Genomic DNA, 22,996 nt, shown 5'->3' with positions numbered 1-22,996 from the left:
CTCACCCGGTCGCGGTCTCCCTCCCGTCCTCCATCGACGCCGTCACGAAGTGCGGCCGTCCGGTCAGCGGGTGGGGCACGACGGCGCTGCGCACGCCGAAGACCTCGGCGACGCGGTCGGCGTCGAGCACCTCGGCCGGTGTCCCCTCGGCCACCGCGCGGCCCGCGCGCAGCAGGAGGAGCCGGTCGCAGTACGCGGTGGCGTGGTTGAGGTCGTGCAGCGCCGCGATGGTCGTGAGTCCCAGCTCCCGCACCAGGTCGAGCAGTTCGAGCTGCGCGCCGATGTCGAGGTGGTTGGTCGGCTCGTCCAGCAGCAGGACCGGCGTCTCCTGGGTCAGCGCCCTGGCCACGAGCACCCGCTGCCGCTCACCACCGGACAGCGTGGCGAACACCCGGTGCGCCGCCCGGTCCATGCGCACCCGCTCCAGGGCGCGGTCGACGATGTCGCGGTCGGCCGTCGTCTCCCGGTCCAGCAGGCCCTTGTGCGGGGTGCGGCCCATCGTGACGATCTCGTGGACCGAGTAGTCGTTGTCGAGGTCGTGGTCCTGCGCGACGACCGCCGTCCTCAGGCCCGCCCGGCGCGCGCTGGACCGCCACACGTCGTCCTGTCCGATGTGGACGGCCCCGGTGGTCGGCCTGAGCGCCCGGTAGACGCACCGCAGCAGCGTGCTCTTGCCGGACCCGTTCGGACCGACGACCCCGGTGATCGCCGACGCCTCCGCGACGAGGTCGACACCGCCCAGGACGGTGGTGTCGTCGAGGACGACCGAGACACCGTCGACCCGCACCCTCATCGCAGCGCCCGCTTCCCCTTGCGCAGCAGCACCAGGAAGAACGGCGCTCCCAGCGCGGCGGTGAGGATCCCGACGGGCACCTCGTTCGGCCGGTCGACCGTGCGGGTGACGAGGTCGACCAGCACCAGGAACACCGCTCCCGCGAGCAGCGACACCGGGAACACCCTGCGGTGGTCCGGACCGACCACCAGCCGCACGGCGTGCGGGACGATCAGGCCGACGAAGCCGATGCCGCCCGCGACGCTGACGACCGCCGCGGTCAGCAGCGACGCGGCCACCAGCAGCAGGATCCGCAGCCGGTGCACGTCCACGCCCAACCCCGCCGCGGTGTCGTCCCCGACCGACAGGGCGTTCATCGACCGTCCCCGCGTGGTCAGCCAGATCGCGGTCGCGGCCGTCGCCGCGCTCAGCACGCCGAGGTCGTCCCACGACGCGCCCGCGACCGAGCCGAGCAGCCAGAACATGACGCCGCGCAGTTCGGCCGGGTTGGCCTGCAACTGGAGGTAGCTGGTGACGGCGGTGCCCAGGTAGGCCACCGCGACACCGGCGAGCACGAGGCTGCTGCCGATCAGCCGCCCTCCGCGCTGCGCCATCACGAACACGACCACCAGGCTGGTCAGCGACCCCGCGAACGCGGCACCGGCGACATCGAGCCCGGCGACCAGGCCGACGCCGCTGGTCAGCGCGATGACCGCGCCCAGCGACGCCCCTGCGGAGACGCCGAACAGGTAGGGGTCGGCCAGGGGGTTGCGGACCAGCGTCTGGAGGCAGACCCCGGCGAGGCTGAGCCCGCTGCCCGCCAGCGCGGCGAGCAGCACCCTGGGCGTGCGGAAGTCCCAGACGATCTGGTCGGTCAACGGGTCCAGGCCCGCCGTGTCGCCGGTGAGGTGGCCCCAGACCACGGCGACGACCCTGCCGACCGGCACGTCGACCGTGCCCACGCCGACGGCGAAGGCCGCGGTGACGGCCAAGGCCACCACCAGCGCCACCACGAGCACCGGGAAACCCCTGCCCGACACCAGGTGCGGGCTACTGCGCGCCGTGGGCCGCATCGGCGATCCTCGTCACGGCGACGGCGTTGAGCGGGCCGAGGTAGATGCTGTCCGAGACCGAGGTGAACGTCCTGGTCCTCGACGCCTCCCACTGCGGGAACCTCGCGAACAGGTCCGCGGCGAGCGCCTCGGCGTTCTCGGTGCCCCGGAAGAGGCCGATCACCAGCACGTCGACCTGGGCCGAGGCGAGCGCCTCGATGTTGACCTCGGCGAGTTCGGCGAAGGTCTTGCCCCCGAACGGGTTCGTGCCACCGGCCTTCGCGATGACGTCGTCGTAGACGCCGCCGCCGAAGACCGCGGGCAGGCCGTTGCCGTTCATCGCGGACATGCCGGGGTAGGCGACCAGCACGCTCTTCGCCGGTTTGCCCGCGACCCTCGCGGCGACCTCGGCGATGTCGTCGCGCGACGCGGTGACGAGGTCCGCGGCCCGCTGCTGCACGTCGAAGACCTGTCCCAGTTGGAGCAGCAGCTCCGAGGACGACTCGGTGGACTGCGCCCGGTAGCGGGCCTCGTCCTCCGGTCGCGGGGCCGGGTCGCCGAACGCGCAGTTGGCGGGCGTCACGTAGCTGTTGATCCCCGCCGCCGCGAGCTGGTCCCTGCTGACCGAGCCGATCTTCTCGTCGAACCCGCCCGCCCAGGTCGAGATCACCAGGTCCGGCTGGAGGGCGAGCAGCTGCTCCCTCGGCACCTCGAAGTTCTGGTTGAGGGTGAGCCCGCCGGTGGGCACCGCCGACACCTTCGCGACCATCTCCGGGTCGTCGGACACGCCGTAGGACTGGCTGTTGGCCAGCACGCGGTCGCTGATCCCCAGGGCGATGAAGCTCTCGACCTCCCCGACCGACGTCCCGTTGAGCAGGACGACCCGGCTCGGTGCCCGGTCGAACGTGAGCGTCCGCCCGCAGTTGTCGATGGTCAACGGGTACGCGGTGGGGGCGGCGGTGACCGGGGGCGGTGGGCTGGTCCACGAGCCGGACGCCGAGGGGGCACCGGCCTGGCCGCAGGCCACCGTCGCCGCGAGGACCGACACCGCGACGGCCACCGCGCCGACGGCGCGCTCGCGGCGACGGTGGTCGCTCGCTGGGGGTGTGTAGGGATGCACGGAGGGGTAGTCGGCCCGACCGGTCGTCTGGTTCCCCGGAGGCGTGGTCCGCGTGCCGCGACCGACGACCCCGGTCGCTCAGCAGAGCGCCGTGCGACCGACGACCCCGCCCCTCAGCAGGGCACCAGCCAGCACCGCGACGACCCGTCCGACCCCCGACGACGGCGCACGACCGAGGACCACGCCACCACGTACCCGCACGGGCACGTCAAGACCAACCCTCCGCGCGACCACCACTCGCGCCGCGACCGACCACCCGTCCGACCCCCGACGACGGCACACGACCGAGGACCACGCCACCACGTACCCGCACGGGCACGTCGGGAACAACCCTCCGCGCGACCACCACTCGCGCCCGCGGCTCGACCATCAAGTCACCGTGGTCACGACGGCCGCGGTGGCGGCGGCGCTGGACGCGGCGATGGCGGCGGCGGTCCTGGTCACCGCCGTGCTCACGGCCTCGGCGCCCCAGTTGCCCCGCTCCAGCTCCTTCGCGCGCCGGTACACCTCGCCCGACCACGCGAGCGGCGGTCGCAGCGCGGGCAGCGCACCGCTCGCGGACAGCAGCGCCGTGAGCGCCGCGGTGCGGGAGTCGGGGGTCTCGCCGTCGACCAGCACGGCGCGGACCAGCGCCCGGACCTCCTCCTCGTGCCGGGTGTCCTCGGCGGGCAGGGTGGTCACGCGGAACAGGCCCAGCACCCGCTTCTCCTCCCTGCGGACGAAGCCGCGCTCGACCAGCCGCCCCACGACCCGGTCCCACGCGTCCGCACCGACCCTGAGCAGCACCGAGTCGACCGACCGGGGCTTCTCGGCGACCTTCTCGTAGCCGAACCGCAGCAGCGGGTCCTCCGGCGGTCCGCCACCCGCGGTCACCACCTTCCCGCCCTCCACCTCGACGAGGCCCTCCAGGGCGAGTTCCACCAGCACCGCGCCGCCCACCGCGTAGTAGAGCGTGCCCGCGGCGGCCGGTGTGCCGGACTCGTCGTCCATCAGCAGCAGCGCGAGGTCTTCGACGATCAACATGTTCTCTCCCTCTAGAGCCAGTCGTGCTCTCGTGCGTACCGGGCGGCTTCGTGCCTGGTCCTGGTCTGCGTCTTCTGCATGGCGTTCGACAGGTAGTTGCGGACGGTGCCCTCCGCGAGGTGGAGCTGCCCGGCGATGTCGGCGACCGAGTACCCCTGCGTGGTCGCGCGCAGCACGTCGACCTCGCGGTCGGTCAGCGGGCAGTCGTCGACCACCGCGAGCGCGGACACGTCCGGGTCGATCCACCTCCGGCCGCTGTGCAGCACGGCGATGACCCACGTGATGTGGGCCGGTTCCGCGGCCTTGCTGACGAACCCCTGCACGCCGAGCTTGAGCGCCTTGCGCAGCACGCCGGGGCGCGCGTGCCGGGTCAGCATGAGGATCACCTGGTCCGGCAGCACCCGCCGGATCTCCGCGACCGCGCCGAGCCCGTCCACGGTGGGCATCTCCAGGTCGATCACGAGGACGTCCGGCCGGTGTTCGAGCGTGGCCGCGACGGCCTGCTCACCGTCCTCGGCCTCGGCGAGCACGGTGACGTCCCCCTCCATCGGCAGCAGGGCGGCCAGCGCCTTGCGCAGCAGGGCCTCGTCGTCGGCCAGCACCACGGTGGTCACCTCGCCACCCCCGACGGGAAGGCCGCCGCCGTGACGAACTCCCCGTCCGCCCGCACCACCGTCAGTTCTCCTCCCTCACCGGCCAGCCGGTCCCTGAGCGTGGACAGCCCGCGCAGCTCCGGCGGGGTCTGGCCCCGCGCGCCGTCGTTGACGATCGTGATGCCGGAGGCCGACAGCGTGATCCGCACCTGCTCGGCCTGCGCGTGCCGGAGGATGTTGGTCGTGGTCTCGCGGAGGACCTGGCCGAGCAGTTCGCCCGCGGGCCCGGTCACCTCGGCCTCCCGGACGATCCGCACGCGGATGCCCGCGGCCTCGAACAGGTTCTTCGCGTTCTCCAGCTCCCCCGCGAGGTTGAGCCGCCGCTGCGCGTACGCGAGCTCCTTGGTCTGCTTGATCGTGTCGCCGACCAGGGCGTGGATCTCGCGCAGCTCCTCCTCCGCGCGGGTGGCGTCGGCCCGCACCAGCTTCTCGGCCAGCGCGGTCTTGAGCTTCACCACGTGCAGCGTGTGGCCCTGGATGTCGTGCAGGTCGCTCGCGAACCGGATCCGCTCCCGTGCGACGGCCAGCTCCGCCTCGTGCTCGCGCGCCTCCTCCAGCTCCGCCATGAGGTTGTAGAACGCCTGGTTGGCGAACATGAACCCGAGCGTGAACACGGTGACGCCGGTCGGGACGAGCGAGTACTGGAAGAGCGTCGGGCCCGCGTCCCCGTCGGACACCAGCAGCCTCGCCGCGCCCACGACGCCGACGAACGCGCTCAGCCCCGCGGCGGCCGCGATCCGGTGCCGCGGCAGCTGCGGCACGATGAGCGGACCGACGATCGTGATGCTGTAGAACGCGGTGGGGCTCTCGGCGACCAGCACGCCGAACACCCACACGGCCGCGCTGACCCCCAGGCACGGCAGGGCCACGGCGGAGATGGTGTCCTGCGCCCACCGCACGACCGAGACCATGGCCGCGACCACGCCGACGAGCAGCACGGCCGCCTCCCACCAGGTGCTGGAGTCGAACGCGATCAGCATCGCCCCGACCGGGACGATCACCGCGAGCTGCGTGGTGATGTTCAGGCTGCGCATCCGGACGCGCGCCGTCGCGGCGCGCTCGGACACCACGCGCTGCGGGCGTGGCGGTGTGGTGTCCACTGTGGCCTCTCCGGGACGGGGTGGTGGTCGCGCTCCAGTATCGAGTCGGTCGGGTGGGCGCACCAGTGACACCACGTCACACCTTCGACGGGCGGAATGTCACCGCCAGGTGGTGACGTGGTGGCACTGCCGGCCGAGCGCCGCGACCGGTGGGATCATCGGCATGTCGACCACACCAGTCATCGAAGTCGAGCGGTTGAACGTCCACTACGGCGACTTCCACGCCGTGGAGGACCTGTCCTTCCACGTCCTGCGCGGTGAGCTGTACGCGCTGCTCGGCACGAACGGGGCGGGCAAGACGTCCACCCTGGAGACCGTCGAGGGGCACCGCACCGCCACCTCCGGTGCGGTGCGGGTCTTCGGGCAGAGCCCCGGCGACCGCGCGGCCGTGCGGCCCCGGATGGGCATCATGCTCCAGGACAGCGGGTTCACCCCGGACCTGACGGTCGCGGAGTCGGTCCGGCTCATCGGGACGCTGACCCGGCGCGCGGACAGCGTCGACCGCGTGCTCGACGTCGTGGACCTCACCCGCAAGGCAGGCACGAAGGTGGCGCAGCTCTCCGGGGGTGAGAAGCGGCGGCTCGACTTCGCCACCGCCGTGTACGGCACGCCCGAGCTGATCTTCCTCGACGAGCCGACCACCGGGCTCGACATCCAGTCCCGCGACGCCCTGTGGTCCGCTGTGGACCGGATGCGGGAGAACGGCACCACGGTCGTGCTCACGACGCACTACCTGGAGGAGGCGCAGCAGCACGCCGACCGCATCGGGCTCATGCACCGCGGCACCCTGCACCGGGAGGGCACGGTCGCCGAGCTGACCAGGACGCTGCCGTCGGTGATCCGCTTCAGCCTGCCGACACCCGCGCCCGAGCCGCCGCTCCGGGCCGCGCGGGAGGGCGACGACCGGTACCTCGTCGAGACCTTCGGGTTGCAGAAGGACATGCACGTGCTGCTGAGCTGGGCCGAGGACCACGGCCTGGAACTGCGGGAGCTGGAGGCCGGGCCGACCCGCCTCGACGACGTGTTCCGCGCCATCGGCGACTCCTGACCCCCCTGCCGTCCCGAAAGGACCCCACCATGCTCCCGATCGCCCTCAGCGAGCTGGCCCAGATCTTCCGCAACCGGTCGGTGCTGATCACCAGCTTCGTGATGCCCATCGCGGTCAGCGCGTTCTTCATCCACCAGCACGACGTCTTCGCCGAGATCGGCAGCCTGGGCTACATCGCAGCGATCGTGATGTTCACGGTCTGCGCGTTCGGCCTCTACGCCAGCTCGGTGACCACGCTCGCCGCGCGGCGGCAGAACCTGTTCCTCAAGCGGCTGCGCTCCACCGCCGCGGGCGACGCGGAGATCCTGACCGGGCTCGTGCTGCCGGTCGTCGTGATCGCGCTCGTCCAGGTGACCGCGATCATGGCGGTGCTCGCCGCGGTCACGACGGCACCGGACAACGTCCCGCTCCTGGTGGCCGCGGTGCTCGCGACCGCGGTGATGATGGTCGGCCTCGGGCTGGCCACGGCCGGGCTGACCAACTCCCCCGAGCACGCGCAGGTCACGACGCTGCCCGTCTGCCTCGGCGTCGTCGCCGTCGCGAGCTGGGTGGGGATCAGCGGAACCGAGGACTTCACGCTGCTCAAGCGGCTGCTGCCCGGAGGGTCCGCGACCGAGCTGGTCGTGAACGCCTGGAACGGCGGGGTCGCGGTGACCGACTCGCTGCTCCTGCTGGCCCCGACGCTGGCCTGGGTCGTCGTGGCCGCCACCCTCGCCGCCCGCCTGTTCCGCTGGGAGCCGCGCAGGTGACCGGTCGCGCACGTGCCTATCCCGCGCGGGCGCTCCCGAACTAGGCACTTCACGCCGACGCGGCAGGTGGTGGACCGGGTCCAGGATCAGGCCCGAAACCACCCCTGCCGTGTCGGCCCGCGCGTGTCGGTCCGACGGCTCGTCGATCGTTCCCGTGCGGGAAGTAGGAGTAGCGCATGTCCACCGCAGCCGTGTCACGAACCGTCCGCAGGCGCTGGTGGTGGTTCCTGTGGGGACTGCTCGCCGTGCTGGCGCTCGCCACGGCGGGGGTCTTCGTGCCGCCGTACCTCGTCGGGGGCACCACCGTGCCGAACCTCGACCGGATCACGCCGGGCTACTACACGAGCCTGGTGATCCACGCGGTGCCCGCGGGCCTCGCGCTGGTCATCGGTCCGTGGCAGTTCGTGCCGAAGCTGCGGGCCCGCTTCCCAGGGCCGCACCGGGTGATGGGCCGGGTCTACCTGGTCTCGGTCGTGGTGGCCGCGCTGGTCGCGGTGTACTCGTCGGTGGTCACGAAGAGCGGTTTCCCGTTGCAGGTCGCGTTCTTCGTGCTGATCGTGGCGTGGCTGTACACCGCGGCGAAGGCCTACCGCGCGATCCGGCGGCGCGAGGTGCGGCTGCACCGGATCTGGATGGTGCGCAACTACGCGCTCACGTTCGCCGCGGTGACCCTGCGGCTCTACCAGCTTCCGCTCATCGCGCTGATGAACTCGGTGACGTGGTTGGAGTACGAGGACGTCTACACCGTCAGCGCCTGGATGTCCCTGCTCGGCAACGTCCTCGTCGCCGAGTACTTCATCATCCAGCGCACCCTCGCCACCCTCGCCGAACGGGAACCGGCGACCACCGGCTGACGCCCGCGCCCGCACCGACCCACCCGGTGCGGGCGGTAGGGTCCGCCACGTGACCAGCCCCGCCGGACCGGCCGCCCGCTGATGTTCGGGCGCGACACCGACCTGCCGCTGGTCGGCAGGCACCGCGAGGAGCGCCGGGTCGCCGAGGTCGTCGACGCCGCGCGGGCAGGCCGGGGTGGTTCGCTCGTCCTCGACGGCGAGGCGGGCATCGGCAAGAGCGCGCTGCTGGCCCACGCGGTGCGGGCGGCCCCCGACTTCCGGGTGCTGCGCGCCTCCGGTGCCGAGTTCGAGCAGGAACTGCCGTACTCCGCCCTGCACCAGCTGTGCGCGCCGGTCCTCGACCGCCTCACCGACCTGCCGGACCGGCGGCGGGAGGCGTTGCGGATCGCGTTCGGCCTGGCGGGCGGGACGCCCGAACCCTTCCAGGTCGGCCTGGCGGTCCTGGACCTCCTCACGGCGGTGAGCGGGGAACGGCCGGTGCTGTGCGCGGTCGACGACGCCCAGTGGCTGGACGCGGCGTCGTCGCAGGCGATGGCGTTCCTCGCCCGCCGCGTCGCGGCCGACCCCGTCGCCGTGGTGCTCGCCCTCCGCTCACCGTCCGAAGTGGACGGCCTGTCCGAGCTGCCGTCGGTGGTCGTCACCGGGTTGGGCGACGCGGACGCCAAGGCGCTGCTGGCCGCCCGGAACCCGTTCCCGCTCGACGACCGGGTGCGCGACCGGCTCGTCGCCGAGGCGAACGGCAATCCGCTCGCCCTGCTCGAACTGCCGAGGGCGGGCGGTTTCCAGCCGCCCGCGGCGTCGTCGGTGCCGTCCCGGATCGAGGACGGCTTCCGGGCGCGGCTGGCCGGTGTGCCCGCCGACGCGCGGCTGCTGCTGACCGTCGCGGGCGCCGACCCGCTCGGCGACCCCGGTCTGCTGTGGACGGCCGCCGCCGCGCTGGGCGTCGACGTGCGGGTGGCGAGCGCCGACGCGATGGCCACCGGGCTGGTCGAGTTCGCGACGCGCGTCCGCTTCTGCCACCCGCTGGCGCGCTCGGCGGTCTACCGCGCCGCGGCGGACGCCGTGCGCCGTGCGGCCCACGGGGCGCTGGCCGACGCCACCGACCCCCTCACGGCCCCGGACCGGCGGGCGTGGCACCGAGCACAGGCCGGTGCGGGCCCGGACGAGGACGTCGCGGTCGACCTGGAGCGCTGCGCGTCACGGGCCCGGTCGCGCGGCGGTGTCGCGGCGGCGGCCGCGTTCCTCGAACGCTCGGTCGCGCTGTCGCTGGACCCGCACCGCCGGGTCGAGCGGACGCTGGCCGCGGCGGAGGCCGGGATCGAGGCGGGCGCCGCCGAACGCGCGGCGGACCTCCTCGCGACCCTCGACACCGCCGGGCTGGACGAGGTCCGGCGCGCCCGCGTCGACCTGCTGCGGGGCCGGATCGCCTTCACCCGCCCCGGTGACGGCGGCGGCCCGGCGCTGACGGTGAGCGCGGCCCGGCGGCTGGCGGCGGTGGACCCCGACCGGGCACGGGACTGCTTCCTCGACGCGCTGGAGATGAGCCTGGTCGTCGGTCGCGCGGGCGGCGTCGTCGACGAGGTCCTCGAAGCGGCACGGGCCGCGGCGCCCGCGCCGAGTTCCCCCGACCTCCTCGACGCGCTGATCACGCTGGTGGAGCGCGGTCACCACGACGCGCTGCCGGTGCTGCGCGACGCGCTGCACGCCGAGGGCGGTCCGCTGTGGAGCAGGCGCCCCGCGCTCGCCTCGATGATCAGCGTCGAGCTGTGGGACGTCGACACCTGCTCCGCCATCGCCGAGTGGCTGGTGAAGGCCGGGCGCGAGTCGGGTTCGCCGTTGCTGCTGAGACTCGCCTACGCCCAGCGGGCGACCGCCGCCACCCTCACCGGTGACCTCGCGGCGGCGCTGGCCGCGACCGCCGAGGAGGAGGCCGTCGCCGACGCGGCGGGCGAACCCCCGCTGCTCTACCACCGGCTGCACCTGGCCGCCCTGCGGGGCCGCCGCGAGGAGGCGCTCGCCCTGTTCCGGGCCGCCACCACGGCCGGGGCGGGACAGGTGACCAACCTGCACTGGACCGCGGCCCTGCTGCACAACGGGTTGGCCGACCACCCCGCCGCGCTGACCGCGGCCCGCGCGGCGACGGAGCACGGCGACCTCTTCCTCACCGGGGCGGCACTGCCCGAACTCGTCGAGGCCGCCGTGAAGTGCCACGAACCCGCCGTGGCCGCGCGGGCGCTGGAGTCGTTGACCGAACGCACGCGCGCCGCGGGGACCACGCTCGGCCGGGGGGTCGCGGCGTACTCGCGGGGTCTCGTGACCGGCGTCGAGGACGACTACCGCGAAGCCGTCGAGTGCCTCGCGGAGGGTTCCCTCCGCCCGTACCTGGGCCGGGCGCACCTGCTGTACGGAGAGTGGCTGCGGCGGGAGGACCGCCGCGCCGACGCCGTGGAGCAGCTGCGCGCCGCCCACGACCTGCTGTCGGCGGCGGGGGCCGAGGCGTTCGCCCGCCGCGCCGCCGACGAGCTGCGCGCCGCCGGGCAGCGGGTCGGGCACCGATCGGCGCCCGCCTACGAGGACCTGACGATGCAGCAGCTGGCCGTCGCCCGGCTGGTGGCCTCCGGCGCCACCTCCAACGAGGTGGCCGCCGAGCTGTTCATCAGCAAGCGCACGGTCGACGCGCACCTGCGCGAGATCTTCCGCAAGCTCGGCGTGACGTCGCGGCGCCGGCTCAAGGACCACCCGGACCTGCTCGGCCGGGACCGCTGACCACCCGCCGGGACGGCGCGACACCCGTGCGGGCCCGGCAACGGCGGTGCGCGGTCCGCGCGGCTCTACTGTGGTGGCATGGCTGAACTGGTGACCATCGACGACGTGCGGGCCGCGGCGCGGGTGCTCGACGGACGGGTGCTGCGCACGCCGACGCTCGCCTCGCCGGGGCTCTCCGCGCTGCTGGGCGTCCCGACGACGGTGAAGCTCGAACTGGTGCAGCGCACCGGGTCGTTCAAGGCGCGCGGCGCGTTCGCGAAGGTCCTCTCCCTGTCCGAACCGGCACGGGCCGCGGGCGTGGTCGGGGTCAGCGGCGGCAACCACGGGATCGCGCTGGCCGACGCCGCGCGCGAGCTGGGCGTGGCCGCCACCGTCGTGATGCCCTCCTCGGCTCCCGCCCGCTCGGTGGACCTCGCCCGCGCCAGCGGTGCGGACGTGCGGCTCACCGACGACCTGCCGTCGGCGTTCGCGCTGCTGAACGACCTGGTGGCGGCGGGAGCGACCCTCGTGCACCCCTACGACGACCTGGTGGTGGTCGCCGCGCAGGGCACCGTCGGCCTGGAGTTCGCCACCGACGCGCCGCACCTCACCGACGTGCTGGTGAGCATCGGCGGCGGCGGGCTCGTCTCGGGCGTCGCGACCGCGTTCCACGCGCTCGTGCCCGGCGTGCGGGTGTGGGGCGTCGAGGTCGAGGGCGCCGACGCGATGCGCCGCGCCCTCGACGCGGGCGGACCCGTGGAGATCACGCCGACCTCGATCGTCTCGACGCTCTCGGCGCCCCACGTGTCGCAGCTGACCTACGACCACGCCGTCGCGCTGGTCGAGGACGTGCTGGTGGTGTCCGACGCCGACGCCGTGCGCGGCACGATCACGCTGGCCGAGACGCAGAAGGTGTGGGCCGAACCCGCCGCGGGCTGCCTCGTGCCCGCGGCGCGCGCGGTGCTCGACCGGGTCGGTCCGGACGCCCGGCTCGGGCTCGTGGTGTGCGGCGGCAACGCCACCGTCGCCGACGTGGTCCGGTGGTCGACCGCCTGACGGTGCGCACCGCCCCGGTTTGACCGCGACCACCGGGGGAACAGGGTCGTGGAGGACTTCGATCACCACGACGGCGGGAGGTGAAGGCGATGCACGGCACCGACGGGGAAGGGTCCAGCGGCTCGGACGGCGGTTCGTCGAGCTGATCACGGCACCGCCGTGGGCTCCGGTCGGGCAGGACGACCGACCGGAGCACGGACGGCCACCGCTCCCGTTCCACCACCGGACGACCCGGTTGCGCGACCGGACCGGTTCCCGTGCGGGCGCCGTCCCCACGACCGGGGGCGGAGCCGCAGGCGGCGGTGCCGCCGTCGGCGGTGCGGCCGTCGGGGTGAAGCGGGCGGGCAGCGCCCGCAGCCCCCGGTTGAACGGGCCCTCCCGCCACCGGACGGGCCCCGAGCCGCCGTCCAGGCCCAGTCCGGGCAGCCGGTCCAGCACCCGCTCCACCGCCGCGGCACCCGGCAGCCGCGCCATCTCCGGGGCGGGACAGGCGTGCGGGCCCGCGCTGAACGCGAGGTGCGACCGGTTCGGGGTTCAGCGACGGATCGGTGTTGGCCGCCGCCATGCTGATCACCACGGGCTGGTAGGAGCAGGTCCACGCGGCCCGCCCCGGCGAACCCGTCGATCAGCTCGTCGGCGGTGCGCACCGTGTTCGCCCGGAGCGCCGCGTGGTCGACCCGCTCCAGGCAGGTGGTGATCGCGCCGCGCAACCGGGCGTGCTCGGCGCCGTCGGCGAACACGCAGTTCGGCCGGTAGCGCACCATGCCGAGGGCCGGGCTGTCGCGGGGGACGGTGTCCTGCCAGCACCTCAGCCGGATCTGCACCAAGATCCGCGTGTCCAACCGCCCGGCCCTCGCCGCGCGGGTCGTCCAGCACGCCCCCACGCACCTCCGCCGGGCCTAGCCGGGCGGGCGGGCGGACCCACGTTCCCGAGGAACCGCGCGCGGGGCCCACCGGCGCCGCACGTGGTGGAGCACCCGAGCACCCGAGCACCCGAGCACCTGGACCCGCCCGCCGTCACGGCGCGACCAGCGCCCGCTCGGCGCGGACGTCGGCGACCGCGGCGAGGCGGTCGCGCAGCCCGCCCTGGAGCGCCGGGACCGCGGACTCCTCGGCGGCCGCGCCGAACACGCGGGGGTCGGGCCGGTAGAGGATCGCCGCGAGTTCGTCGTCGGCGACGAACTCCCCGTACGTTCCCCCGACGTCCTCGGTCTCGACGACCGGCACGACGCGCCCGCCGACCGCCGTGCGGCAGTCCGCGTCCGGACCGTCGAGCCGGGGACCGGTGGTGGTGCGGGTGAGCAGGGTCCCGCCTGTTCCCCGGACGTCGTCGAAGCCCACTCCCCCTCACAGCGGCCCGATTCACGGACGAGGAAAACACCGAGCACAACCGACTGATCCGATCAGGGGAACTTTCGAGCGTGATTCACCCGTACTCAATCCAACCCGCCGCGAATTCCCCGGCATCGTTCTCCACAGCGTCACGGCGTGTCCGGAGATCACCGCGATCGCACTCGATCAGACGAAAGAGATAGCCCAGGGTTACCTAAGTGATGCACATCACAGTCACGTGACGCCCCTGGCCATTTCCAGCACCATGGATCAGGTAACTGGGGGGCTTCGAATTCGCTCCGCGTCGTCCTCGATGACCGAATTCACGGATTCGCGCGGATCGCTCAGCGCGCACGTCGAGGCGAATGGCTGTCGCGGTGGACGAGCGAATGAATAGCCCATAGCAGCGGAAACTGTCCGGGGGGCTGCTGTGAGATGTGCGGAAGCCGCACGACGAATGACCGAACCGATGGCGGGAACGAGTGCGCACGCGACCAGGTGGCTGTGCGTGGAACAACCGGGGCCGTGGGGCGTGGACGCCCTGCGGAACAGCGCGCTCGACACCGGTGTCGCCGAGGAACTCCGGCGGCGCGCCGAGGGGGCGGCGGTCCGGGTGGTGCTGCTGAGGCGGCCGGGCAGGCACCGGCCGTCCTCCGGCGGCCGGAACGTCTACCTCGCCTCGACGCTGCCCGGTGCGAGCTGGCTGCGCCACGCCACCGTGTCCGACCCGCGTGAGCTGCTGGACTGGGACCTGTCGGCGGCGGAACCCGCCGTGGGCGAGCTGACGACCGATCCGCTGCTGCTGGTGTGCACCAACGGTCGGCGCGACGTGTGCTGCGCGGTGACGGGCCGACCGCTGGCGGCGGCCCTGTCCGCGCTGCACCCCGGCGGCGTCTGGGAGTCGAGCCACCTGGGCGGGCACCGGTTCGCCCCGACCGCGCTCGTCCTGCCGACCGGCTACTCCTACGGGCGGATGGACGTGGCCGCCTGCGCCCACGTCCTGGCGGAAGCGCGGCTCGGGAGGGTGGTCACCGACAACTGCCGGGGGCGGTCGGCGTGGACGAAGCCGGGGCAGGCCGCCGAACTGGCCTTGCGGGACCACCTGGGTGATCGCGCCGAGGACGCCGTGGCGGTCGTCGACCAGGTCCGCCGGGGCGAGGGCGGGTGGGACGTCCTGCTGCGCCACCGAGGGGTCGTCGAGTGGCGGGTGTCGGTGCACCAGCGCCCCGCCCCTCCCGCTCGGCCGCACGCCTGCGGCCTGCTGCCCGAGGTGCCGACGGTCATCTCCGTGGGTTCGCTGGAGGTCGTCAGCCCGGCGCGGTCGGCCTGACCCGCGTGCCGGACCTCCCGGTCAGCTCGGGAGGTCCGCGGTGGCCCTGACCCGGCCCAGCGCGAGCGCGCCGACGACCGCGCCGACCGTGCACAGCAGCCCTCCCGCGGTGAGGAGGGTCTTGGTGGTCACGCCCAGTTGCTGGAGGGTGCCGACCACGACGGTCCCGACGACGACACCCGAGTACGCGATGCTCCGCGACGTGGCCGAGACCCTGCCCAGCAGGCCGGGGTCGACGATGTCCTGCCGGTAGGTGCGCCAGTAGACGCTGTAGCAGATCGTGGCCGCCGACAGCAGGCAGTACAGCAGCGCGGACACCCAGAGGACGTCCACCAGGCCGATCCCGACGGCGCTCAGCGCGATCACGAAGACCGAGGTGATCATCGTGCCGCGGGCGGGCAGGTCGGTCGTCCAGTGCGAGAGGCCGAGCGAGACGACGATGGCGACCACCCCGGCGATCACGACGATCCCCGAGGTCAGGGCGACCGACAGCCCGAAGTCCTGCACCAGCCGGGCCAGGAACAGCGGTTGCTCGGCGCCCAGGGTGATGTTGACCAGCAGGCTCAGCCCGATGCCCAGGCGCAGCCTGCGGTGGCGCACGACCGCGCGGAGCCCCTCGGCGATCTGCTGCCGGGCGGACTGGCGCCGCTCGGCGGGCGGCGCCGTCGTGCGGCGGGTGCGGGAGAGGGCGGCGGCCAGGGCGAACGACACCGCGTTGGCGGCGATGACGACCACGACGCTGCGCAGGGTCGCGACGAGACCGGCGAGCATCGGCCCGACGATGGTCGCGGAGGTGCGGGCGGACTCGACCAGCGAGTACCCGCGCGGGATGCGGTCGGGAGCGGGCACCAGCCGGGGGATGCCCGCGTCCATCGCCGCCGCCGAGACGGCGGCCAGCAGCCCGAGCGCGGTGGCGGCGACCAGGCTCGCGGCGTAGCCGTCGACGCCCGCGGTGATCGCGACGAGGGCGGCGCACAGCGCCAGCGCGGACCCGAGGTACGAGCGGGTCAGCAGCAGCTCGGGCGCGTGGCGGTCGACGACGTGGCCCACCAGGAAACCCGCGACCACCGTCGTGGCGATCAGCACGGAGCGCAGGAACGTGGTGGTGGCGGCGGAGTAGCCGAGTTGCAGCAGCACGAGCGGCAGCGCGAGGGCGTAGAACTCGTCGCCGACCGCGTTCGTGGAGTAGGCGCCGAACGCGCGCCAGAAGCGAGTGCCCATCCCCGTCCCGACTGTGGAACGGCGGCCGGCCCCGTGGTCTCCGGGGCCGACCGCCTCGATGCGTGGTGTCACAGGCTGAAGTAGTCGACCTTCAACCGCGGGATGTAGTTCGAGATGTCCGAGTAGTACAGGATGATGTTGTCGCTGTACTGGTCGAACGAGTGCTTCAGGTCGTGCAGGTTGTTCACCGCGCGGTGCGCGCTCTCCGCGGGGATCGCGGCGCGGCCCTCCAGCGCCTCCTCCAGCAGACCGGTGTGGTTGGCCTTGACGTCCTCCTCGACGTGCGAGACCAGCGGCTGGAGGCAGTCGTCGGGGTACCCGTACTCGATCGCGAGCCGCTGGAGCGCGGCGGCGCCGTCCAGGGACTCCGTTCCGCGCGCCTCGAACAGCTTGGTGCAGGCCAGGTAGCCCAGGGTGTCCCGGCGGGCGATCTCGCAGAGGTTGTTGGTCAGCGACCACGTGCCGATCAGCGGGTGGGCGTTCTCGACCTCCTCCTTGGTCAAACCCATCCTGACCAGCGAGTCCCTGGCCATCCAGGCGTGGTTGTACTCCTCGCTGAGGTACTCGGAGAGCAGGTGCTTCCACGCCGGGTCGTCGCAGTGCGCGATGGCGGTGGAGATGTGCCTGCTGGCGGAGTTGATGTAGTGGTAGGTCTCCAGCACGAGCCCCAGGAAGACCTCCTTGCGGTAGTCCTGGTTCTCCAGGCCCGACCACAGCCGGTGGTAGCCGATCTGCTCGGCCCACATCGCCGTCGACCGGTCCACCTGGGCGAGGAACGCCTGCGTCGGGATCCGGTCCAGCCCGGCGGACTCGTCGCGCAGCAGGCCCTGCTCCGCGAAGCCGTTCACGATCTGCACCGTGTCCTCGGTGCTCACGCCGGTGATGGTCGAGATCTCCGCGATGGTGTGCCTGCCGTCGAGGTAGCGCTTGAGGTTGAGGAACGACTTGAAGTCCGAGCCCTGCTGCTCGATCTCGAAGTGCTGGTCGCCGACGATCATGAGGGTGGTCCCGCCGCCGCTCGGCACGAAGAACGTACAGTGCCGCAGTTGCGGTTTGTAATCCAAATCCTGTTTGTTCAGGTTCATTCTGCTGTTCTCCGCGCCGAAGCTGAAGTGGGGTGGCCAGGTGTCCTGGCGTGGACGGGGTCCACGCCAGGACACCACGGTCGAGCGGATGGTGCGTCAGCCGCAGAGAACGGCGCCACGCACCTTGCTGACCTCGGGCTTCTCGACTCGCTTGATGGTGATGGTCATAATTGTTCACCTCCCCCGAAGTAGCGGAAAACAATGCCCTGAAAGGTTCACAGGGCACGACTGAGAGGCCGCTGTCGAATACCGCGGCTATATCGGTCGCAAAGTCTGAGGAGGTCACGCGAAGAACTGCCACGATACGTGGCTGAAGAAATCCCCCGGCTCCCCCAAGTCGTGCCGATTTCCATCGGACATAGACCTTTCTAGTAGCACTACAGTGGGTTGTCAAGCAGTCACTCGACCGAAAATCGGGGGGGTTGGATCGGACAGGGCGAGGTAGGGTCGGGTGGTACTCGGCAGGCGCTTTAAGTCGGAATCACTCGATTGCCACAGCCCTGTTTGCCCGAACCACTCGATCGGAGCAGCAGTTGGTTCTCGCTCTTCGACGCAGCGATATCGGCCAACTGGTATCGCCTGTTCCGGTGCTGGACCTGCTGCGCGGTTGTTTCCGCGCCGAGCACCCCGCCTCGACGGCGCTGCGGTGCCGGGCCGACCTGCCCGCGGAGGGGACGGCGATGGCGCTGCTGCCGGGCCTCCTGCCCGGCGTCCCCGCCTACACCGTCAAGGTCAACGCCAAGTTCCCCGGTGCCTCGCCCGCGATCCGCGGCGTGGTCTGCCTGCACTCGCTCGACGACGGCGCGCTGCTGGCCCTGGCCGACTCGGTCTCCATCACCTCGGCGCGCACGGGGCTGGCGGCGGCGCTCGCGACCGACGTGCTGGCCCGGCCCGGTGCCGACGGCGTGGCCGTCATCGGCGCGGGCGCGCAGGCGAGGAGCACCCTCACCGGGCTCGCCGCGTGCAGACCGATCCGACGCCTCGTCGTCATGGACGTGAACCGCGCCGCCGCGGAGGCGTTCGCCGAGGAGCACGGTGCGGGCGTCGAGGAGGTCATCGTCGTGGACGACGCCGCGACGGCGGCGGCGCTCGCCGACATCCTGGTCGTCGCGACGTGGTCGCGGGAGCCGGTGCTGCGCCGGTCGGACCTGCGAGCGGGGCAGCACGTCACCAGCCTGGGCGCCGACGAGGCTGGCAAGCGGGAACTCGGCGACGACGTGCTCGCGGACTGCGTGCTGGTCGTCGAAGACCGCGGCCTGTCGTTCAGGCACGGGGCCCTGTCCGACGCGCGGGCCGAGGAGGACGTGACCGCGGCGACGCTGGGGGAAGTGCTGAGGGGCGACCGGGAGGGGCGCGGCGGCGAGTCCGACCTCACCGTGTTCTCGCCCGTCGGGTTGCCCTGGCTCGACCTGGCCCTGACGTGGCACGTCTACCGGATGGCGCTGGAACGGGGGCTCGGGGAACGGTTGGTGGACTTCCACGAGTGACCGCACCGGCCACCACGAACGCGGCGGCTCCGCGGTGCCGGGGAGTCAGAGGCCGAGTCCTGGCGCGCTGCGGAGAAGCCGGCGCCACCGCGGTGCCCGCGCGGCGAGAAGCCGAGAGCGCCGCGGTGCCGGAGGGTCACAGACCGAGCCCAGGCGCGCCGCGAAGCAGGACCGACGCCACCGCGGTACCCGCGCGGCGAGAAACCGAGAGAGCCGCGGTGCCGGAGGGTCAGAGGCCGAGCGCGCCGAGCAGCAGGGCGGCGACGGCGTCGCGGTGGGCGGGGCTGTCCCGCCACCGCAGGCGGCGTCCGGCCTCGACCACCACGCCGAACCCGGCGTGCACCAGCACGCGGGCCTGGCGCGAGTCGAGTTCCGGACGGGCCAGCCGCAGGTGCCGCTCCCACACGGCGATGTGCTCGCGCTGCGCGATGACCACCGGCCGTCGCAGCGCGGCGGGCAGGCCGCCCAGCTCGGAGTTGGCGACGCTGTTCAGCGCGGTGTGCTCGAAGCTGTAGGCCACGAAGGTCGCCGTCAGCGCGGCCAGGGCGTCGTGCGGGTCCACCACGCCGCGCAGGTTCTCCTCCACCGCCTGGGCCAGGAGGGCCGCCGCGTGCAGGCAGGCCGCCGCGAGGATGTCCGCCTTGCCGGGGAAGTAGCGGTAGAGGGCGGACGGGACCATGCCCACGGCCTCGGCGATCCGGCCGTTGGTGACGGTGGCGAACCCGTCGCGCTCGAACAGCGGGATGGCGGCGGCGAGGATCTCCGAACGCCGGGTGCGCGGCACGGGCGGGGCCGGCAGGTCGACGAGGCGCGCGCCGCCGGAGGTCGCCGTCGGGTCGGTCGCGACCACGCGCAGGGCCGAGGTCAGCAGCAGGTCCTCGACCCGGCGCAGCGCGATCGAGGTGTGGTGCATCGTGATGGACCCGATCACGCCGAGGGCCGCCACCGCGCGCAGGTGCTCGTCGGGCAGCGGGTGCTCGCGCCGCACCGCGTCGGCCACCCGCTCCACGACGATCGCGAACTTGCCCCTGAGGACGTGGCGGTCCTCGCGGTTGAGGTACCGGGCCTCCCAGCGGTACACGCCGCCCGAGGCGCGGTGGGCGACGGTGACGCCGGTGATGACGGCGAGCACGTCGGTCAGCGCCGCCGCGGGCGGCACCTCGTCGAGCGCGGCGACGAGCCGGTCCGCCATGACGTTCGCGCACTCGGCGAACAGCGCGTACTTGTTCGGGAAGTGCCGGTACAGGGCCGCCGCGGTGATGCCCACGACGGCGGCGATCTCCTCCATGGACGCGGCGTGGTAGCCGTGTTCGCTGAACACCCGTCCGGCCGCGTCGACGATGAGCTGCCTGCGGTTGCGCGGGCGGACGTCCGCGGTCGACCCGGCGGTCACGACGGCACCTCGGCGGACGGAGGAGGGCACGGAGCCATGCGGGCCAGTCAACCACGAACCGGACCACCGCTCCGGAGCCATCCCGGCACCTGCTCGCGACCACCCGGCCGCCGCGTGACTCTCGATTAACATAATCCTTCTCAACCAGCCACTCGAACGGCATACTGACGCCGCGACCCCACCGATCCGGCGCTCAAGGAGTGGCCATGTCGATCCCCGAGGTTCCCGCCTGGTCCTTCCGCCACCACTGGATGGCGCACGCGGCCACCCACGCGGTGATGCGACCGGACAAACCCGCGCTGCGCCACCTCGGGCGGACCACGACCTGGTCCCAGCTGTCGCGGCGGTCGCTGAGGCTGGCCGCCGCCCTGGCGGACCGGGGTGTCGGCGAGGGCGACCGGGTGGCGCTGCTGACCCTGAACCACCCGTGGTTCGTGGAGAGCGTGTTCGCGGCGAACAGCCTGGGCGCCATGGCCGTCCCGCTCAGCTTCCGGCTCGCGCCGCTGGAGCTGGACCACGTCCTGGTCGACTGCGAGCCGTCGGCCGTCGTCGTCGACGAGCGCCTGCTGCCGCTGCTCGACGCCGCCCCGTTCGCCGCGTCGATCGGCACGGTGGTCGTCGTCGGCGGGTCGGGCGCGACCGACGGCCGCCTCGCCTACGAGGAGTTCCTGGCGGGCGCCGAGCCGATGGAGCTGCCCGACGTCAGCGAGGAGTCGACGGCGCTGATCATGTACACCTCGGGCACCACCGGGGAGCCCAAGGGGGTGATGCTGTCCCACCGCAACCTCCAGTTGCAGGCGCTCACCTGCATCCGGGCGATGACGATGGTCGACGACTCCGACGTGGCCTTCCTGACCGCGCCGTTCTTCCACATCGCGGGCCTGGGCTCGATCGTGGCTAACTTCCTCCTCGGCAGCACCGTCGTGATCCACCCGCTGGGCGCCTTCGACCCGAGGGCGGTGCTCGACGCCTACGAGCGCGAGGGCGCCACCGTCGTGTTCAACGTCCCCCAGCAGTGGGACCTGCTCTGCGCGCAGCCGGACGTCGCCGAGCGCGACCTGAAGCTGCGGATCATCAGCTGGGGCGCCGCGCCCGCGAGCCGGGCGACGCTGCTCGCCATGGCCGAGAAGTTCCCCGGCGCCGTGAACGTGGCCGTGTTCGGCCAGACCGAGACCTCGCCGATCACCTGCGTGCTCAGCGGGGAGGACTCGGTGCGCAAGCTCGGCTCCGTGGGCAGGGCGATCCCGACCGTCCAGTACCGCGTCGTGGACGACTCCATGCGGGACGTCGCCCCCGGCGAGGTGGGCGAGATCGTCTACCGGGGGCCCACCGTGACGAAGGGGTACTGGCGGAAGCCGAAGGAGACCGCGGAGGCGTTCGCCGGCGGCTGGTTCCACTCCGGCGACCTGGTGCGGCAGGACGACGAGGGCTTCGTCTGGGTGGTCGACCGCAAGAAGGACATGATCATCAGCGGCGGGGAGAACATCTACTGCGCCGAACTGGAGCACGCCATCGTCGAGCACCCGTCGGTGGCGGAGGTCGCCGTGGTCGGCAGGGCGGACGAGCGCTGGGGCCAGGTCCCGGTCGCGTTCGTCTCCGTCGTGCCGGGGGCCGACCTCGGCCTGGACGACCTGATCGGGTTCCTCGACGGCAGGCTCGCCTCCTTCAAGATGCCCAAGGACCTGGCGGTGGTCGCCGCGCTCCCCCGCAACGCGGGCGGGAAGGTCGTGAAGGGCGCGCTCCGCACCCTGGACGAGGAGCGGGTGCGGGAACGCGTCTGAGGCCGCCGGCCGGGACCTACAGGCCCAGGTCCCGGCCGACGATCTCCTTCATGATCTCCGTGGTGCCGCCGTAGATGGTGCTGATGCGCGAGTCGAGGTAGTCGTGCGCGATGCGGTACTCGGTCATGTACCCGTACCCGCCGTGCAGTTGCAGGCACCGCCCGACGACGTCGACGTACTGCTCGGTGGTCCAGAACTTCGCCGCCGCGGCGTCGGCCGCGCCGAGTTCGCCGCGGACGTGCCTGGCGAGCAGGTCGTCCACGTAGGACCGGCTCACCCGCACGGCCGTGACCATCTCGGCCAGTTCGAAGCGGGTGTTCTGGAAGGACCCGATCGGCTTGCCGAACGCCGTGCGCTGCTTGACGTAGGCCAGGGTGCGCTCCAGCACGCCCTCGGCGGACGCCACGGCGTTGGCGGCGATCGAGATCCGCTCCTGCGGCAGGTTGCGCATCAGGCCGAGGAAACCCGACCCCTCCTCGCCGAGCAGGTTGGCGGCGGGCACCCGCACGTCCTGGAAGAACAGCTCGCTGGTGTCCTGGGCGTGCAGGCCGATCTTCTCCAGGTTGCGCCCGCGCGAGAAGCCCTCGCGGTCGGCCTCGACGACCAGCAGGCTGATCCCGCGGTGCCGGTCGGGTCCGGTTCGGACGGCGGTGACCACGAGGTCGGCGTTCTGCCCGTTGGAGATGAAGACCTTGCTGCCGTTGACGACGTAGTCGTCCCCGTCGCGGACGGCGGTGGTGGCGATCCCGGCCAGGTCGCTCCCGGTGCCCGGTTCCGTCATCGCCACCGCGACGATGAGCTTGCCCGCGGCGATGCCCGGCAGCCAGCGGGCCTTCTGCTCGTCGTCGGTCAGATCGGTGAAGTAGGGCACCACGATGTCGTTGGACAGCGCCACTCCCGCGAGCCCGTCCGACACCGGGTTGCGCGAGAACTCCTCACCGATCACCGCGTTGAAGCGGTAGTCGGTGATGCCACCGCCGCCGTGCTCCTCGGGGATGGTGAAGCCGAGGATGCCCGCCCTGGCGGCCTCCTCGAACAGCTCGCGGTCGACCTTGCCCTCCGCCCGCCACCGCTCGGCGTGGGGAGCGGCGTGCTTGTCGACGAAGGCGCGGACCGTGTCGCGCAGCAGTTCGTGGTCGTCGTCGTAGAGCGACCGCTCGGTGGGGAAGACACTGGTCATCCGGACTCCAATCCA

General features: G+C 72.8%; 20 protein-coding genes. 9 read left to right on the top strand and 11 right to left on the bottom strand.

Annotation, left to right across the window (positions count from 1 at the left end; all coding sequences use genetic code 11):
- Position 1: 1 nt before the first annotated feature.
- From AC156L_RS26565 to AC156L_RS26540, 6 genes are all read right to left on the bottom strand, one after another.
- Positions 2-793, bottom strand: coding sequence for an ABC transporter ATP-binding protein (locus AC156L_RS26565; protein WP_330879077.1), 792 nt, complete (start codon positions 791-793; stop codon positions 2-4).
- Entirely contained in the window at positions 790-1,845 is a 1,056-nt protein-coding gene (locus tag AC156L_RS26560; protein WP_330879078.1) for a FecCD family ABC transporter permease, read from the bottom strand. The genes AC156L_RS26565 and AC156L_RS26560 overlap by 4 nt, the downstream gene beginning before the upstream one ends.
- Positions 1,823-2,884, bottom strand: a complete 1,062-nt coding sequence (locus AC156L_RS26555) for an ABC transporter substrate-binding protein (protein ID WP_330879079.1) — start codon at positions 2,882-2,884, stop codon at positions 1,823-1,825. The genes AC156L_RS26560 and AC156L_RS26555 overlap by 23 nt, the downstream gene beginning before the upstream one ends.
- Before the next feature lie 429 nt (positions 2,885-3,313).
- Positions 3,314-3,967: a GOLPH3/VPS74 family protein gene (locus tag AC156L_RS26550; protein ID WP_330879080.1), complete on the bottom strand. Its 654-nt coding sequence runs from the start codon at positions 3,965-3,967 to the stop codon at positions 3,314-3,316.
- 11 nt (positions 3,968-3,978) lie between these two features.
- Positions 3,979-4,581, bottom strand: a complete 603-nt coding sequence (locus AC156L_RS26545; protein ID WP_330879081.1) for a response regulator transcription factor — start codon at positions 4,579-4,581, stop codon at positions 3,979-3,981.
- Entirely contained in the window at positions 4,578-5,654 is a 1,077-nt protein-coding gene (locus AC156L_RS26540; protein WP_330879093.1) for a sensor histidine kinase, read from the bottom strand. Before AC156L_RS26540 ends, AC156L_RS26545 begins: the two co-directional genes overlap by 4 nt.
- A gap of 229 nt (positions 5,655-5,883) precedes the next feature.
- On the opposite strand from AC156L_RS26540, the gene AC156L_RS26535 reads away from it, so the two are divergent.
- The 6 genes from AC156L_RS26535 to AC156L_RS26510 all read left to right on the top strand — a co-directional run bounded on the left by AC156L_RS26535 (position 5,884) and on the right by AC156L_RS26510 (position 13,075).
- Entirely contained in the window at positions 5,884-6,768 is an 885-nt protein-coding gene (locus tag AC156L_RS26535) for an ABC transporter ATP-binding protein (RefSeq protein WP_330879082.1), read from the top strand.
- 29 nt (positions 6,769-6,797) lie between these two features.
- The gene (locus tag AC156L_RS26530; RefSeq protein WP_330879083.1) at positions 6,798-7,517 is read left to right on the top strand and encodes an ABC transporter permease; all 720 of its coding nucleotides are present in this window, start codon (positions 6,798-6,800) and stop codon (positions 7,515-7,517) included.
- Between the two features lie 176 nt (positions 7,518-7,693).
- Positions 7,694-8,371: a DUF2306 domain-containing protein gene (locus AC156L_RS26525; protein ID WP_330879084.1), complete on the top strand. Its 678-nt coding sequence runs from the start codon at positions 7,694-7,696 to the stop codon at positions 8,369-8,371.
- Between the two features lie 81 nt (positions 8,372-8,452).
- Positions 8,453-11,137 carry an ATP-binding protein gene (locus AC156L_RS26520; RefSeq protein ID WP_330879085.1) on the top strand — a complete coding sequence of 895 codons (2,685 nt, stop codon included), beginning with the start codon at positions 8,453-8,455 and terminating at the stop codon, positions 11,135-11,137.
- Positions 11,138-11,215: 78 nt separating this feature from the next.
- A complete protein-coding gene (locus tag AC156L_RS26515) occupies positions 11,216-12,172 on the top strand; it encodes a threonine ammonia-lyase (protein WP_330879086.1) in 957 nt (318 codons plus the stop codon).
- Positions 12,173-12,934: 762 nt separating this feature from the next.
- On the top strand, positions 12,935-13,075 hold the full coding sequence (locus tag AC156L_RS26510; protein WP_484407346.1) for a hypothetical protein: 141 nt from the start codon (positions 12,935-12,937) through the stop codon (positions 13,073-13,075).
- A 114-nt stretch (positions 13,076-13,189) separates the two neighbouring features.
- Here AC156L_RS26510 and AC156L_RS26505 read toward each other — a convergent pair whose 3' ends face one another.
- Entirely contained in the window at positions 13,190-13,513 is a 324-nt protein-coding gene (locus tag AC156L_RS26505; RefSeq protein WP_330879088.1) for a hypothetical protein, read from the bottom strand.
- A 391-nt stretch (positions 13,514-13,904) separates the two neighbouring features.
- Between AC156L_RS26505 and AC156L_RS26500 the strand changes: the two genes are divergently transcribed.
- Positions 13,905-14,834, top strand: a complete 930-nt coding sequence (locus AC156L_RS26500) for a ferredoxin family protein (protein ID WP_414720037.1) — start codon at positions 13,905-13,907, stop codon at positions 14,832-14,834.
- Positions 14,835-14,855: 21 nt separating this feature from the next.
- On the opposite strand, the gene AC156L_RS26495 is transcribed toward AC156L_RS26500, so the two are convergent.
- Positions 14,856-16,055 carry an MFS transporter gene (locus AC156L_RS26495; RefSeq protein ID WP_330879090.1) on the bottom strand — a complete coding sequence of 400 codons (1,200 nt, stop codon included), beginning with the start codon at positions 16,053-16,055 and terminating at the stop codon, positions 14,856-14,858.
- A gap of 68 nt (positions 16,056-16,123) precedes the next feature.
- The gene (locus AC156L_RS26490; protein WP_484407345.1) at positions 16,124-17,080 is read right to left on the bottom strand and encodes an iron-containing redox enzyme family protein; all 957 of its coding nucleotides are present in this window, start codon (positions 17,078-17,080) and stop codon (positions 16,124-16,126) included.
- 647 nt (positions 17,081-17,727) lie between these two features.
- Between AC156L_RS26490 and AC156L_RS26485 the strand changes: the two genes are divergently transcribed.
- A complete protein-coding gene (locus tag AC156L_RS26485) occupies positions 17,728-18,627 on the top strand; it encodes an ornithine cyclodeaminase family protein (protein ID WP_330879092.1) in 900 nt (299 codons plus the stop codon).
- Positions 18,628-18,856: 229 nt separating this feature from the next.
- On the opposite strand, the gene AC156L_RS26480 is transcribed toward AC156L_RS26485, so the two are convergent.
- Entirely contained in the window at positions 18,857-20,020 is a 1,164-nt protein-coding gene (locus AC156L_RS26480; protein ID WP_484407344.1) for a TetR/AcrR family transcriptional regulator, read from the bottom strand.
- A 206-nt stretch (positions 20,021-20,226) separates the two neighbouring features.
- Here AC156L_RS26480 and AC156L_RS26475 point away from each other — a divergent pair, with 206 nt between their 5' ends.
- The gene (locus tag AC156L_RS26475; protein ID WP_330875177.1) at positions 20,227-21,801 is read left to right on the top strand and encodes a long-chain-fatty-acid--CoA ligase; all 1,575 of its coding nucleotides are present in this window, start codon (positions 20,227-20,229) and stop codon (positions 21,799-21,801) included.
- Positions 21,802-21,817: 16 nt separating this feature from the next.
- On the opposite strand, the gene AC156L_RS26470 is transcribed toward AC156L_RS26475, so the two are convergent.
- A complete protein-coding gene (locus tag AC156L_RS26470; protein ID WP_330875176.1) occupies positions 21,818-22,981 on the bottom strand; it encodes an acyl-CoA dehydrogenase family protein in 1,164 nt (387 codons plus the stop codon).
- Positions 22,982-22,996 lie beyond the last annotated feature (15 nt).

The sequence above is a fragment of the Umezawaea sp. genome, assembly GCF_057122925.1.
This window is presented reverse-complemented; position numbering and strand designations above follow the sequence as displayed.

Bases quoted from the DNA above. Each gene is read 5' to 3' on its own strand.
- AC156L_RS26540 (WP_330879093.1), bottom strand. From the start codon at position 5,654: ATGCGCAGCCTGAACATCACCACGCAGCTCGCGGTGATCGTCCCGGTC.
- AC156L_RS26510 (WP_484407346.1), top strand. From the start codon at position 12,935: ATGCCGAGGGCCGGGCTGTCGCGGGGGACGGTGTCCTGCCAGCACCTC.
- AC156L_RS26560 (WP_330879078.1), bottom strand. From the start codon at position 1,845: ATGCGGCCCACGGCGCGCAGTAGCCCGCACCTGGTGTCGGGCAGGGGT.
- AC156L_RS26530 (WP_330879083.1), top strand. From the start codon at position 6,798: ATGCTCCCGATCGCCCTCAGCGAGCTGGCCCAGATCTTCCGCAACCGG.
- AC156L_RS26535 (WP_330879082.1), top strand. From the start codon at position 5,884: ATGTCGACCACACCAGTCATCGAAGTCGAGCGGTTGAACGTCCACTAC.
- AC156L_RS26495 (WP_330879090.1), bottom strand. From the start codon at position 16,055: ATGGGCACTCGCTTCTGGCGCGCGTTCGGCGCCTACTCCACGAACGCG.
- AC156L_RS26525 (WP_330879084.1), top strand. From the start codon at position 7,694: ATGTCCACCGCAGCCGTGTCACGAACCGTCCGCAGGCGCTGGTGGTGG.
- AC156L_RS26515 (WP_330879086.1), top strand. From the start codon at position 11,216: ATGGCTGAACTGGTGACCATCGACGACGTGCGGGCCGCGGCGCGGGTG.
- AC156L_RS26550 (WP_330879080.1), bottom strand. From the start codon at position 3,967: ATGTTGATCGTCGAAGACCTCGCGCTGCTGCTGATGGACGACGAGTCC.
- AC156L_RS26470 (WP_330875176.1), bottom strand. From the start codon at position 22,981: ATGACCAGTGTCTTCCCCACCGAGCGGTCGCTCTACGACGACGACCAC.
- AC156L_RS26475 (WP_330875177.1), top strand. From the start codon at position 20,227: ATGTCGATCCCCGAGGTTCCCGCCTGGTCCTTCCGCCACCACTGGATG.
- AC156L_RS26520 (WP_330879085.1), top strand. From the start codon at position 8,453: ATGTTCGGGCGCGACACCGACCTGCCGCTGGTCGGCAGGCACCGCGAG.
- AC156L_RS26565 (WP_330879077.1), bottom strand. From the start codon at position 793: ATGAGGGTGCGGGTCGACGGTGTCTCGGTCGTCCTCGACGACACCACC.